The following is a 13,298-nucleotide window of genomic DNA, read 5'->3' as shown; positions in this document are numbered from 1 at the left end:
ATTCGGTCCAAGTGCACCGGCGAAACGACGCAAGAGAATCATATCGTAGATATGACTCTCTCATGACCGGACCGCTGCAGCCAAACCTATTCTGCATCAAATGCCCCCCATAACATAGCCATCAACGGATAGGCCTGAACCACCTCCGCCCTAGGCGATGATGCGGCTCGATCAAAGCCCCCCCTTGCAGAAAACTACTTGGCCCATCTCGCTCTGTCTCTACCTCAAGCCGCCGATGGATTTTCGGAAGTCGACAGGCTTGGGATAGTGAGGGACTGTTTCGACTTTGGCGTCGGAACGCATCATGAGAGGCTGGCTGCGTAAAAACCTAAACTGGTGTCCAGAATTGCTTGGCCAGTTCACGCCAACCGCTCAATCGGACGTCACACCCAAGAACCAGCACGCCCAATCCGAAAGAGCCGGACATCCAATCAGCATCCCAACTGACTAACGCGCATTTCCAACCTCTTCAGCAATACGCTCTTTAGCACTTCTAACCGCCATTTCGTAGGCATTATGCAAAAGCGCATGGCGATCGGCGCGAACGTTAGAGTCAGCAGGCGTTCGGAAAAGCGAGGTCGTTTTCTCGATGTAACGGAAGTTACCCTCATAGCCATAACGCAGCCACAAATTCCAATCTTCAAGCTGATCCAATGCGATATCGAACCCGCCCCAGCGCTGATAAAGTTCTTTCTTGAACATTATCGACTGAATAGGAATAAAGTTGTGTCGCTGCATCACTTCATAATCCCATACTTGACGAAACACAGGAGGCGTATAAAAAAGCTCCTCAACATAATGACTTTTATCATCATTAACGTGAGTAGCAACTTCGAAAGCCAAGCTATAGGCAGCGTCGAGGGAGGTATCAGCAGACAAGCATTGCATCAGCGTCTCAACGTGATCAGAGAACAACAAATCATCGTCATCCAAAAACATATAATACTGCCCTTGCGCGACAGCCATTGCAGCGTTACCCACACCTGAGCGCCCTATCTTTTCATTTGCCAGGAATCTCACACTCACATTTGAAGGCGCATCTTTGGATATAGCTTCAACAAGCTCCATCTGAGAATTTCCACCATCCTCCGCAACCAGAAGTTCAATATTTGGGTAGGTCTGATTAAAAACGCTCTGTATGGCCTGTTTCAAAAACATGCCACGCCCTGTATAAGTACGTGTAATCACCGTAACTTTGGGGACAGCATTTGAAGAATCAAAAGGTTTTACCGGCCAAAAAGCACCATCCCTTATAAGTTCGTAGTCATAACCACGAAACGGAAATTTTGCCGAAGCAGGTCCCTTACCCTTTAGAAAGTGCGGAATGTTTTTCAACAACTTAGGCACATTCCGAAGCAGCATTTTTTTTGAACCGGGAAACTGTGATGGGTAAACAAAGAGAGCGGCATACAATGCAAATGCCACAACGCGATCAGTGAATGAGCCATAGCGCAGGCGAATGTATGTATTACCCAGCACGCTACCAGCGAACTGCAATGGCTTGACCTCCCCTGCCTCTTCATAAGTATGGTGAACTACGGTTGCTCCGGGTAAATATTTCAGCACATACCCATACGAACGCAACCTATAGGAAAGCTCTACGTCCTCACCATACATGAAGATCGCATGATCATAACCACCACTGCGCAGGTAAGCGTCGCGCCGTAGCAAGATACAGGCATGAGACGACCAATTGGTCTCCAGCGTAACCGGGTCGTAATACTTTGGATGTTCGAACGGTATCTGACGGAACTCCCAGCTTGCCGATGCCGGGTTGCTATCATTAACGGCAGCCGTGACTGCTTTGACGATCGAGTCCGGAAGAAACTCAAGGTCCAGGTTTACGATTAAGCAATAATCTGACTGACCGTTGCGAATCGCACGATCATGACCCAAGCCAAAGCCCAGATTCTTCTGCTGGATAACTTCCGTACTTGCAAACTCACGACCGTGCACACTCAGATAGTCTTGGAACAACTCGACTGTATTATCAGAGGAACCATTATCAACAACTTTAAAATGGATATTTGCAAGCGGATAATTTTGCGAAGCCAATGACTCAAGAAACTTATGAACCCAGCGAGAACTGTTGTAAGCAACAACAGAGATATCAATATCCGGGAAAACAGTCAAATCCGCGGATTCACTAACACTTGCAATGCCAGCAAATCGATTATCAGACAGAGCATTCAAAGACTGAATATTATCATTCGAAAATGTTTTATCATGAAGGCTTCGCATCAACTTCATCTTTCTATACGTATAAAAAGACCAAATAAACTTCAAAGCCGGAACCTTTAGATAAACGGCACGGGCATAGCCTCTGATTGAAGCTACGTCCCCACGGAGAATAGCACGTGCTACATTAGCAAAGATTGAAACAGTACGTCGGAAAACGCGGAGTGGTCTGGTAAGCCTCCATGATGTGCTACTAATGATTTCTTCCAAATCAGCCTCGCGGCTATTCAGTTCGTCCTGCAGCTTGCCCAGATCGTGTTCGAGACTTGTATTACGCCCACGAACGACTTCATTGTCAGCAGCCAAACCCTTTAGTTCGTCGCGAAGGGCGTGGGCCCAGCTATCAGAACGAATGACATATGACTGCAATTTTGGGTCGTTAAAAATATATGAGAGTGCGGACTGTCGACTCATCGAACAAGAAGGAGCAGCCTGTGCCCGGTCAAATTCAACGTAAATACGATTCGCACCGCAAGCAAGCACCGCACGCCTTACAAACCCATGCCAGCCTTCAGCTTCGTTTAATAATGGCACATCATGAAACTGACTGGCATAACCGGTCGGAATCATAATATTCCACGGGCTATTTGTATCAAGCGAAGAGAACAACTCAAATTGATTGCCCGCACCATCGGAGAGCTTGCGATCTGCCAACTCAATCAACGCTGTACCGCGTGAGCCGTCGAAATTATCAAATAGATCGCTCAGTGCGCCAACACATACACTCAAGGGTTTCGTAACCAACGCCCAGTACAGCGTATTCAGTGACGACTGCACAAACTCATCCAGCATCGAGTGTTGATAGCATGAAACAACCAAGCCACCACCAACAATAGAACTCAGATCATCTGCGCTTAGGACTTTTTCAGGTAACACCAACTCTATTTTACATTGAACTGCTGCAGTAGAAAGCTCTGCAGCGAGCGTTAAGATCTCACTAGCACTAACGCTCTCCGGAAAAACGAGAGAGACGGAGAATTCTGACGACACAGGAGAAGTATTATTCCTTCCATCAACACTGGCAGCTGGTATATAGGCACGCACAAACTGATAAACATCACAGTTTGAGTCAAGAATACCTTTTAGCCTTCTAAAATCGTGGCCAAGGCCACCGTCCCGATTCAGGGCAATGACTGGATACGCCAAGAACTGCTCACTAAACTCGAGATGATAATCGTTGGCAGCGACCTGCTTCCAACCATTCTTATCAGTAACGTTAGACAAGTTTTTTTCGGTATAGACGACGGTATGCGTCTTATCCAGAAGGCCGGCATCTAGATAATCATAAGCCCCGGAGACCAGCTTAATAGCGACATCTATATGCGATGAGTTCGGAACCGAGAGAATAAGAAACAATTGCTGCTCGCTGGAGAAAGACTCTTTCAGGCGACCCAACAAACCACAATCAAAATCCAGATGTTCAATAACATCCAGCATCGAGAGAGTGACGATTGAATAACCCTCGCTCAATCGCTTCAACTGAGAGATAACAGTATCTACCTGGGTCAGATCCAGTTCGTGTGCTTCGATACCATTCTGCTTTAACGTCTCGACACATTCACTATCGGCATCGAATCCAACATATCGAACACCATAACTTTCGACCTGACGAGCAATAGCTGCATACCCGCATCCTAGATCGATATGTATAGCACCTTTGCTGGAAAATTTTCGTATAAGATCCATGGCGTTGGCATACACGCTGACTGGTTTATAAGAAAAATTGTACTTTTTATCCATTGGTCTGTAACTCGATATCAATCATAGGAATGCCAATCAAGCCCGTAGATACGCTACTGCTATGATTCATAAAACTCTCCTTGTGTCGTGACGCTCACGACACCCACCTTAGCCAAAAGCAAAAAAAGCAATCTGCATGCGCTCCCCCATTGTCGGACGCCTCCTTGAAGCAGGTCTCTACCTACCGCCGCCTGTTCTCTTCCAAAGACACCAACCAAGCGAACAAGCCAAGCATTCAAGCGGTAGTTTGCCGCGGACTTTACTCCCTGTGACAACACAGCAGACTGAACGCCGAAGATAGAACAGCGTCAACTCGTCGTATTCGAGACCGCCTCGCGCACTCCGGCATTGAGCATCCACGCGATCGCGATCAGTGGGGCGTAGGCAATCCCCAAACCAACAACACCTGAGACAAGCCCTTTCCCTACTACTATTGCCAGAGGCAATAACCAAAGGAGGTTAATGCCAATCACCGCAAAAACGACTGTTTTGTGGCTTCTGTATTTTCTGGATGCATATTGATAAGCATGACTGCGGTGGGCCTCGTAAACTTTCTCCCCTGCCAACAGTCGTCTGAGCAACGTCCAGGTCGCATCGACTACGAATACCCCAAACAGAATCAGCCAACTCCAGAGCAACTCGGGTGACGTCCACGCCGCGGCAATAGATATCACACCCAGTACAAGCCCTAAAAAGCCACTTCCTGCGTCACCCATGAAAATTCGAGCAGGCGGAAAATTCCAGCACAAAAATCCTCCTACCGCAGCAGATAAAGTCAACGCCACCCACATCAACTCGATATGAGCCGTCAGGCCGTAGACTACGCAACTCCCGAGACAGACGCAGATGGCTTCTGCACTAGCCAGACCATCAATGCCATCCATGAAGTTGTAAAGATTGAGCATCCAGACCAGATAAATCAAAGCAAGTGCCGTACCGGCCAATCCCAGATCAATCGTCACACCTGCAAATGAAACAGGGGCCAAGCCCCCCACCCAGAAAAGCGCCCATGCGCCGGCAGCGAAATGCCCAAGAAGTCGCCATCTGGCGGCAATATGACCATGGTCATCAGCAAATCCGAGAACTGCAACCAGCAGGCCGCTCCCAAACAATCCGAACATGAGCGCCGGGCTTAGCAGTCCGAGCAAAGCCAAAACAGGCAAACCTGCCAAAAAAGCGAAAACAATGGCTACCCCGCCCCCTCGCGGCGTTGGAACTGAATGGGAACTGCGCTCATTGGGTATATCCATAAGGCTTTTTGCCAATGCGTATCGACGCAGAATTAGCGTCAATAACCAGGAAACCATAAACGCCGTGAGCAATAGCCACCAAAAAATCATTTCGTTTGCTTATCCAAATAGTATTCAGCGGTCTGACGCATGGCTTTGTCCACATTGATCGGGGGAACCCACCCTAATAGCTCGCGGTTTTTATCTATATCGACCTGCAACGACCCGCAAATGCGTTGAGCGACGGCACGCTTGCCTAGCAGGGCGGCTACAAGCGTCAACAATCCTTCAGGCACCGGGAGCAGCCAAGCCTTTCTACCCAATGCTTGAGCCAGACGCCGCAGCAGTAGTGTTGTGGACAAATCCTCACCATCACTGACCAAAAATATCTGATTAGCCGCTGCCGGATGGGTGATGCAGGTAACAATCAGGTCCACCAGGTTGCCGATCGCAACCAGGCTTCGCTGATTACCGATCGCACCCAATGGCAATGGGATGCCTTTACTCAGCCAACGTATCATGCTCAGAAAATTGGCCTTGACGCCGGGACCGTACACTAGAGGTGGACGAATGATGACAACCTCCATGCCGGTCTCCTGACTGAGTTGTTTTAACCTTTCTTCGGCCTCGTATTTGGATACACCATAAGGATCAAGCGGGGCCGGAGCGTCATCAGCCTTGAACCGCTTGCCCCGAGCGGTGCTCTCACCGTTGACCTTGATCGAGCTGATAAATATAAAACGCGTTACACCTGACTCCGCTGCGCGTCGTGCCAGGTTGATCGTACCGTCCACGTTGACCTTACGGAACTCCGCCAACGTATCCACGGCCGTTTCGCTCATTACGTGTACGCGTGCAGCTGCGTGAATGACAACCTGTACATCATCGAGTACGGGCAGAGTATCCGAGCCCGTCAGATCGAAAGGCACAACGGAACACAAACCGTGCAAGCGTGTGGCACCACGTGTTACCGCAACCGGGACGAATTTCTTATCCCGCAACAATCTGAAAACAACTGCTTCGCCGACAAATCCACTTGCCCCTGTCACCACTACTTTCAGGGCTTTCATTCAGCTTTATTCCCTAACAACGCGGTGGCCCAGCAAATGCAAAAGAAAAACACTTTATCACGTACCCGCCGCCGACATTTCCAGGCGCTGAAGGACAACTTCATCAACTGCTGACGGCGTAATCGCAACCAGGTTTTCACAAACGGATCATCACCCTGCCCGACTAACAGTGCGATCATTCGAACCTGGTTAAACCACCAACCGTCATGGATAGTTTTGTATCGGGCAATCAGTGGGCTCAAGCCTTTATTGGCACCCACCTGATTACTCTCGTGCTGGCGATACTCCATGGACGGCACAGGGTCGATATACCAGCGATAGCCATGGCTACGGGCAAAGGCATAGCAATACCAGTCATGCAAACTGACAGCTTGTAGTTGTTGCCAATTGTCGAGCATCGAAACCTTTAGCGCGCCCATGAGGCTTTTGCTCATTACATAGGTGCAGCCAGGCCCCGCAGCTTCGAACAGAAAATCCCACGCGACCTGAGGCTGTGCCTTGTCCAACAAATGGGTTTTACCGTCTGGCCAAAAAGCCCTGACGTTACTGGAGCAGGCATCAACCTGACGGGTTTGAATGGTATCGATAGCACGTTGGAGCTTATCCGTGTGCCAGACATCATCCTGATCGGCAAAGGCAACAAAGTCGTAATTATCAACGTCAACATCACGGATAAGCCGGAAAAAGTTACGTGATGCACCACCGAAACTGCCGGCAGCCGGCAGGACCAAAACCTCGGAGTGCTCAGCAGCGTAAGCCGCGCACCAAACTTCGGTACCATCAGTGGAGGGGTCGATACTGATATGGACGGTTACGTTGACGCCTGACTGACCGAGGATCGAGGTCAACTGCTCCTCGATCCACTGCATGCCATTGTAGGCCGCCAGCAAAACCGCAACCTTGGGATGTTTTACTAGCATGCCATTCCTGCTTAAACGAGTCGAACGCTGCCGCTCAAAGGTAGCTTGATGGCCTTAGTGGGAAGGCGAATCCAATAGCTTTTGCAGGTACTGGCCATAGCCAGTCTTCTTCAGCGCGTCGGCTTGAGCACTCAGTTGCTCAGCCGTGATCCAGCCATTGTGGTAGGCAATCTCTTCCAGGCAGGCCACTTTCAAGCCTTGACGCTGCTCAATGGTGTGCACAAAGTGACTGGCTTCCAGCAACGAGTCGTGAGTCCCGGTATCCAGCCAGGCGAAACCGCGACCGAGCATTTCGACATTGAGGGTCTTCTGCTCCAGGTAGGCACGGTTGACGTCGGTAATTTCCAACTCGCCACGCTCGGACGGCTTGATGTTCTTGGCGATCTCGACAACCTGGTTGTCGTAGAAGTACAAACCAGTGACCGCATAGCTGGATTTTGGTTTCAGCGGCTTTTCTTCGATGCTCAGGGCGCGGCCGGTTGCGTCGAACTCGACGACACCAAAACGCTCCGGATCAGACACGTGGTAGCCGAATACAGTAGCGCCATGCTGCTGAGAGCTGGCGGAGCGCAGGTTGTCCGAGAAGTGCTGACCGTAGAAGATGTTGTCGCCCAGAATCAGGCAGCAAGGATCCTTACCGATGAACTCTTCGCCAATGATGAAGGCCTGTGCCAGACCATCCGGGCTAGGTTGTTCGGCGTAGGTCAACTTGATGCCATACAGGCTGCCGTCACCCAGCAACTTGCGGAAACATGGCAGGTCTTCCGGGGTGGAGATGATCAGGATTTCGCGCATACCCGCAAGCATCAATACCGACAACGGATAAAAGATCATCGGCTTGTCGTAGATCGGCAACATCTGCTTGGAAACGCCAAGGGTCAGCGGGTGCAGGCGCGTGCCTGAGCCGCCAGCGAGGATGATGCCTTTACGATTAATCGTGGTCATTTATTCAGAACTTCCCTAAGCATTCGGGTTACGCCACTTTGCCAATCCGGCAAGTGCAGAGAAAAATTGTCACGCAACTTCTGAGTATTTAAGCGTGAGTTCAGAGGGCGACGTGCAGGTGTTGGATAAGCGCTCGTTTCGATCGGATGGATCGACGTCACAGCAAGTTGCTCACCATTCGCTTGAGCGAAACCGATCACGTGGCAGGCATAGCCGTGCCAGGAGACTTCGCCGCCGGCCGTCAGGTGATACAGGCCAGCCAGCTCTGGACGCAACAGAACTTGCTGAATGGCCAACGCCGTTACGTCGGCAATCAAGTCTGCACCGGTAGGGGCGCCAATCTGATCGGCGATGACGCTCAGGGTTTCGCGCTCCTTGGCCAGACGCAACATGGTCTTGGCGAAGTTGTTGCCGCGAGCACCATAGACCCAACTGGTGCGGAATATCAGGTGCTTGCAGCCAGTCGCGGTAATTGCCTGTTCGCCAGCCAGCTTGCTGGCGCCGTAGTGATTCACCGGGGCGACTGCATCTGCCTCTTGCCATGGCGTCGAACCCTGACCACTGAAGACGTAGTCGGTCGAGTAGTGAATCAGCCAGGCGCCCAAGGACGCGGTTTCTTCAGCCATGACCTGGCTTGCCTGACCGTTCACGCGGTCGGCCAGTTCGGTCTCGGACTCGGCTTTATCGACAGCTGTGTAGGCTGCGGCGTTGACGATGACATCAGGTTTGACCTGACGGATCGTCGCGCGCAATGCGTCGAGGTCGGACAGGTCACCGCACATACCATCGACCGCATGACGGTCCAGGGCAATCAACTCGCCAAGCGGTGCTAGGGAGCGCTGCAGTTCCCAGCCCACCTGGCCGTTTTTTCCCAGCAGGAGGATTTTCATGCCTTGCTCGAACGATCCGCGTAGTTCTGATCGATCCACTGCTGATAGCTACCACTCTTCACATGAGCAACCCACTCAGTGTTATTGAGGTACCACTCAACGGTCTTGCGGATACCGGTTTCGAAGGTTTCTTCAGGTACCCAACCCAGTTCGCGCTGGATTTTGCTGGCGTCGATCGCATAACGCTGGTCATGTCCCGGGCGGTCCTGGACGTAGGTGATCAAACTGGCGTGCGGGCGATAAGCGGAATCCGGACGCAGTTCATCGAGCAGTGCGCACAGGGTGTGCACCACTTCGATATTTTGCTTTTCGTTATGACCGCCGATGTTGTACGTCTCGCCGATAACGCCTTCGGTCACGACTTTGTACAGGGCACGGGCGTGATCTTCGACATAGAGCCAATCGCGAACCTGATTACCTTTGCCGTAGACCGGCAGCGGCTTGCCTTCCAGTGCATTGAGAATGATCAGCGGGATCAGCTTCTCAGGGAAGTGGCACGGGCCGTAGTTGTTCGAGCAGTTGGTGACCAGGGTCGGCAGGCCGTAGGTACGGCTCCAGGCGCGAACCAGGTGATCGGAGCTGGCCTTGCTGGCCGAGTATGGCGAGCTTGGCTGGTACGGCGTGGTTTCGGTGAAGAGGTCTTCCGGACCTTCGAGGTCTCCGTAGACTTCGTCAGTCGAAATATGGTGGAAGCGGAAGTTGGCTTTGCGCTCGTCATCCAGCGCGCTCCAATAGTGGCGCGCAGCCTCTAGCAGCGTGTAGGTACCGATGATGTTGGTCTGGATGAATTCAGACGGACCGGAAATCGAGCGATCCACATGGGATTCAGCGGCCAGGTGCATGATGGCGTCGGGCTGATGATCACGAAGGACGCGGTCGACCTGATCGCGGTCGCAGATGTCGACGCGCTCAAACACGTAGCGCGCGCTTTGGTCGACTTCAGTCAACGACTCAAGGTTGCCAGCGTAGGTCAGCTTATCCACGTTTACTACGGAGTCTGCAGTATTGGAAATGATATGGCGAATGACTGCCGAGCCGATAAACCCGGCGCCGCCGGTTACTAGAATTTTCACGCGAAACCATACCCTTGAGTTGCTGACAGGACTGCCTACCGAGCGCTGTCTAATCCATAAATGCAGAAGCCACTGGTTAAGCAAAGGCTTCTGACAGAGTCAGTCTGAACCGAATGAGGAATGTGCCACTATTCGGACAGGCGCAACATTTTACAGTTTAATAAAGGTTTTACTAATGGATATAGACAAACCGCGACACAAATTCGACGCCTGCCCCATCCTTATCACAGTCAGACGCGATGCTTGCGCAGCATTCTGGCTCTACGACTGAACCAGCCGAGGATCGGGCCGATCACCATCCCTAATAGCAGCACCAGGACCATAACTACCGATATTGGTAATTGCGGCCCGGCCCACCCCAGGAACAGCAGTGAAACTGATTGCTGATTCTCCAGCACGAATGCCAAAACCGCTAAAACCAGCAACAAAACAAAGACTCCGAGGAGTACGCGCTTGAGGTTACGCATGAATCGCTCCTTGAATGGCGACTGTCAAAGCCCCTCCTCCTCATCCTCATTCACCCGATCCCGGAGTTCTTTACCCGGCTTGAAATGAGGAACGAATTTACCGTCGAGGCTGACGGATTGACCGGTCTTTGGATTACGACCGACGCGTGGCGCACGATAGTGCAAAGAGAAGCTGCCAAAGCCACGGATCTCAATGCGATCACCGGTTGCAAGGCACTGGGACATTTGCTCAAGCATGGTCTTGATGGCCAGCTCCACATCCTTGGATGAGAGCAGCCCTTGATGGGTGACAATTCGTTCGATCAACTCCGACTTCGTCATATTTTTCCCTTCTTTTTCAAGCAGCTAGATCAGCGCTTCAAAGGTTTTAGCACGCCCGAAGGAATTTGAACAGCCCGAGCATTGACTTATCCGTACAACCCCACAGACACCGCAAGACCTACGACATTGAGAGGCGTCACGCTTGGCCGCCGCACCTCGGAATCCCCCTCAGCGACAGATGACCAGCACGGTGCGAGTGAGGTAACCGGCCGGATTCCACCCAAAAAAGTAATCCTCAGACTCTTCCTTGGCATCGCTGGACTTGCCAATGACCTTGTACCCCTGCGCCTTACACTCCCTTGCAGCACGCTTGTAACACTTATCCCAACCTGATCCGAGCCCCGAACAGTCGATCTCCATACCGCTGACACCACGCACCACATGCGTTTTGGCGTTTGTGGTACACCCCATCAAGACCAGCACTGCCAATGTGACAATGAGCTTGTTCATCCCCATCCTTATAACCAATGCTCAGTTCAAGCTAAAGCCTAGCCCCGAATAGGCGATTGATACGCCTGAACAACAGACAACCTTTCACGGACATCGTTTCCTCCCTGAACGACTCCGACAACCTCAAATCGCAGGCACAAAAAAGGGCGACCGAAGTCGCCCTTTTTCTATGGTCTGACAGAACTTAGTTCTGTTTTTCCATTTGTGCACGCAACAGGTCGCCCAGAGTGGTAGGACCAGCAGCGATGCTGTCCGAGGCTGGCTTGTCGCGCAGGCTCTGGATAGCTTCTTTCTCGTCTTCAACGTCTTTCGACTTGATCGAGAGCTGGATTACACGGCTCTTGCGGTCAACGCTGATGATCTTGGCTTCAACTTCTTCGCCTTCTTTCAGAACGTTGCGCGCATCTTCGATGCGGTCACGGCTGATTTCGGAGGCTTTCAGAGTAGCTTCGATATCGGTAGCCAAAGTGATGATGGCGCCTTTAGCGTCAACTTCTTTCACGATGCCTTTAACGATTGCGCCTTTGTCGTTCTCTTGAACGTACTCGGAGAACGGATCGCTTTCCAGTTGCTTGATACCCAGGGAGATACGCTCGCGCTCTGGGTCAACCGACAGGATAACGGTGTCCAGCTCGTCGCCCTTCTTGAAGCGACGTACGGCTTCTTCGCCCACTTCGTTCCAGGAGATGTCGGACAGGTGAACCAGACCGTCGATGCCGCCGTCCAGACCAATGAAGATACCGAAATCGGTGATCGACTTGATGGTGCCGGAGATTTTATCGCCCTTGTTGAACTGGCCAGAGAAATCTTCCCATGGGTTAGATTTGCACTGCTTGATGCCCAGGGAGATACGACGACGCTCTTCGTCGATGTCCAGAACCATAACTTCCACTTCGTCGCCGACTTGTACGACTTTCGAAGGGTGGATGTTCTTGTTGGTCCAGTCCATTTCGGAAACGTGTACCAGACCTTCAACGCCTTCTTCCAGCTCAGCGAAGCAGCCGTAGTCGGTCAGGTTGGTTACACGCGCGGTAACGCGAGTGCTTTCTGGGTAACGGGCTTTGATAGCAACCCATGGATCTTCGCCCAGCTGCTTGAGGCCCAGGGAAACACGATTGCGCTCGCGATCGTACTTCAGAACCTTGACATCGATCTCGTCGCCAACGTTGACGATTTCGGAAGGATGCTTGATACGCTTCCAAGCCATGTCGGTAATGTGCAGCAGGCCATCGACGCCACCCAGATCGACGAATGCGCCGTAATCGGTGAGGTTTTTGACGATACCTTTGACTTGTTGACCTTCCTGCAGGGATTCCAGCAGAGCTTCACGCTCAGCGGAGTTCTCGGCTTCGAGGACGCTACGACGGGAAACGACAACGTTGTTGCGTTTCTGGTCGAGTTTGATGACCTTGAATTCCAGCTCTTTGCCTTCCAGGTGCGTGGTGTCGCGCACAGGACGAACGTCAACCAGAGAACCAGGCAGGAACGCACGGATGCCGTTAACGTCGACAGTGAAGCCGCCTTTAACCTTACCGTTGATAACGCCCTTGACCACTTCTTCGGCTGCGAAGGCTGCTTCCAGAACGATCCAGCATTCAGCGCGCTTGGCTTTTTCACGGGACAGCTTGGTCTCACCAAAGCCGTCTTCAACCGAATCCAGCGCCACGTGAACTTCGTCACCGACGTTGATGTTCAGTTCGCCAGCGTCGTTGTAGAACTGCTCAAGCGGGATGAGTGCTTCAGACTTCAGGCCAGCGTGAACGGTTACCCAGCGAGCTTGGTAATCGATATCAACGATAACACCGGTGATGATGGAGCCTGCCTGAAGGTTCAGGGTTTTTAGGCTTTCTTCAAAGAGTTCCGCAAAGCTTTCGCTCATTTTAATTCCTGTTGATAAGGGCGAAGAATACGCCCATCTGCCACATCCCAGACAATGTGGGTTACGTTTATATAAA

At 51.6% G+C, this 13,298-nt stretch carries 11 protein-coding genes; all 11 read right to left on the bottom strand.

Annotated features, from left to right (window positions below):
* Positions 1-447: 447 nt before the first annotated feature.
* Complete coding sequence (locus AC1RPZ_RS16420; RefSeq protein WP_493138037.1) at positions 448-3,978, bottom strand: glycosyltransferase; 3,531 nt, start codon at positions 3,976-3,978, stop codon at positions 448-450.
* A gap of 308 nt (positions 3,979-4,286) precedes the next feature.
* Positions 4,287-5,318 carry an MraY family glycosyltransferase gene (locus AC1RPZ_RS16415; protein ID WP_493138036.1) on the bottom strand — a complete coding sequence of 344 codons (1,032 nt, stop codon included), beginning with the start codon at positions 5,316-5,318 and terminating at the stop codon, positions 4,287-4,289.
* Positions 5,315-6,277, bottom strand: coding sequence for a UDP-glucose 4-epimerase family protein (locus tag AC1RPZ_RS16410; RefSeq protein WP_493138035.1), 963 nt, complete (start codon positions 6,275-6,277; stop codon positions 5,315-5,317). Before AC1RPZ_RS16410 ends, AC1RPZ_RS16415 begins: the two co-directional genes overlap by 4 nt.
* A complete protein-coding gene (locus AC1RPZ_RS16405; protein WP_493138034.1) occupies positions 6,274-7,197 on the bottom strand; it encodes a glycosyltransferase in 924 nt (307 codons plus the stop codon). Before AC1RPZ_RS16405 ends, AC1RPZ_RS16410 begins: the two co-directional genes overlap by 4 nt.
* 54 nt (positions 7,198-7,251) lie before the next feature.
* Complete coding sequence (gene rfbA, locus AC1RPZ_RS16400; protein ID WP_493138033.1) at positions 7,252-8,142, bottom strand: glucose-1-phosphate thymidylyltransferase RfbA; 891 nt, start codon at positions 8,140-8,142, stop codon at positions 7,252-7,254.
* Positions 8,139-9,032, bottom strand: coding sequence for a dTDP-4-dehydrorhamnose reductase (rfbD, locus tag AC1RPZ_RS16395; protein WP_493138032.1), 894 nt, complete (start codon positions 9,030-9,032; stop codon positions 8,139-8,141). Before rfbD ends, rfbA begins: the two co-directional genes overlap by 4 nt.
* Positions 9,029-10,105, bottom strand: a complete 1,077-nt coding sequence (gene rfbB, locus AC1RPZ_RS16390) for a dTDP-glucose 4,6-dehydratase (RefSeq protein ID WP_493138031.1) — start codon at positions 10,103-10,105, stop codon at positions 9,029-9,031. Before rfbB ends, rfbD begins: the two co-directional genes overlap by 4 nt.
* A 230-nt stretch (positions 10,106-10,335) precedes the next feature.
* Positions 10,336-10,572: a lipopolysaccharide assembly protein LapA domain-containing protein gene (locus AC1RPZ_RS16385; protein ID WP_493138030.1), complete on the bottom strand. Its 237-nt coding sequence runs from the start codon at positions 10,570-10,572 to the stop codon at positions 10,336-10,338.
* 24 nt (positions 10,573-10,596) lie between these two features.
* Positions 10,597-10,893: an integration host factor subunit beta gene (ihfB, locus tag AC1RPZ_RS16380; protein ID WP_003369729.1), complete on the bottom strand. Its 297-nt coding sequence runs from the start codon at positions 10,891-10,893 to the stop codon at positions 10,597-10,599.
* Positions 10,894-11,061: 168 nt separating this feature from the next.
* Positions 11,062-11,343 (bottom strand): hypothetical protein, encoded by a 282-nt coding sequence (locus AC1RPZ_RS16375; protein ID WP_493138029.1) that lies wholly within the window; start codon positions 11,341-11,343, stop codon positions 11,062-11,064.
* A 184-nt stretch (positions 11,344-11,527) separates the two neighbouring features.
* Positions 11,528-13,222 carry a 30S ribosomal protein S1 gene (gene rpsA / locus AC1RPZ_RS16370; protein ID WP_071554228.1) on the bottom strand — a complete coding sequence of 565 codons (1,695 nt, stop codon included), beginning with the start codon at positions 13,220-13,222 and terminating at the stop codon, positions 11,528-11,530.
* Positions 13,223-13,298: the final 76 nt, after the last annotated feature.

The sequence above is a fragment of the Pseudomonas sp. GW822-FHT02D10 genome (assembly GCF_058802345.1).
Note: the sequence above shows the minus strand (reverse complement) of the source record. Positions and strands in the feature narration are given on the sequence as shown.

Excerpts from the sequence above, each read along its gene's own strand:
- AC1RPZ_RS16420 (WP_493138037.1), bottom strand. The coding sequence starts at position 3,978 with ATGGATAAAAAGTACAATTTTTCTTATAAACCAGTCAGCGTGTATGCC.
- AC1RPZ_RS16375 (WP_493138029.1), bottom strand. The coding sequence starts at position 11,343 with ATGAACAAGCTCATTGTCACATTGGCAGTGCTGGTCTTGATGGGGTGT.
- AC1RPZ_RS16405 (WP_493138034.1), bottom strand. The coding sequence starts at position 7,197 with ATGCTAGTAAAACATCCCAAGGTTGCGGTTTTGCTGGCGGCCTACAAT.
- ihfB (WP_003369729.1), bottom strand. The coding sequence starts at position 10,893 with ATGACGAAGTCGGAGTTGATCGAACGAATTGTCACCCATCAAGGGCTG.
- AC1RPZ_RS16415 (WP_493138036.1), bottom strand. The coding sequence starts at position 5,318 with ATGATTTTTTGGTGGCTATTGCTCACGGCGTTTATGGTTTCCTGGTTA.
- AC1RPZ_RS16385 (WP_493138030.1), bottom strand. The coding sequence starts at position 10,572 with ATGCGTAACCTCAAGCGCGTACTCCTCGGAGTCTTTGTTTTGTTGCTG.
- rfbD (WP_493138032.1), bottom strand. The coding sequence starts at position 9,032 with ATGAAAATCCTCCTGCTGGGAAAAAACGGCCAGGTGGGCTGGGAACTG.
- AC1RPZ_RS16410 (WP_493138035.1), bottom strand. The coding sequence starts at position 6,277 with ATGAAAGCCCTGAAAGTAGTGGTGACAGGGGCAAGTGGATTTGTCGGC.
- rpsA (WP_071554228.1), bottom strand. The coding sequence starts at position 13,222 with ATGAGCGAAAGCTTTGCGGAACTCTTTGAAGAAAGCCTAAAAACCCTG.
- rfbA (WP_493138033.1), bottom strand. The coding sequence starts at position 8,142 with ATGACCACGATTAATCGTAAAGGCATCATCCTCGCTGGCGGCTCAGGC.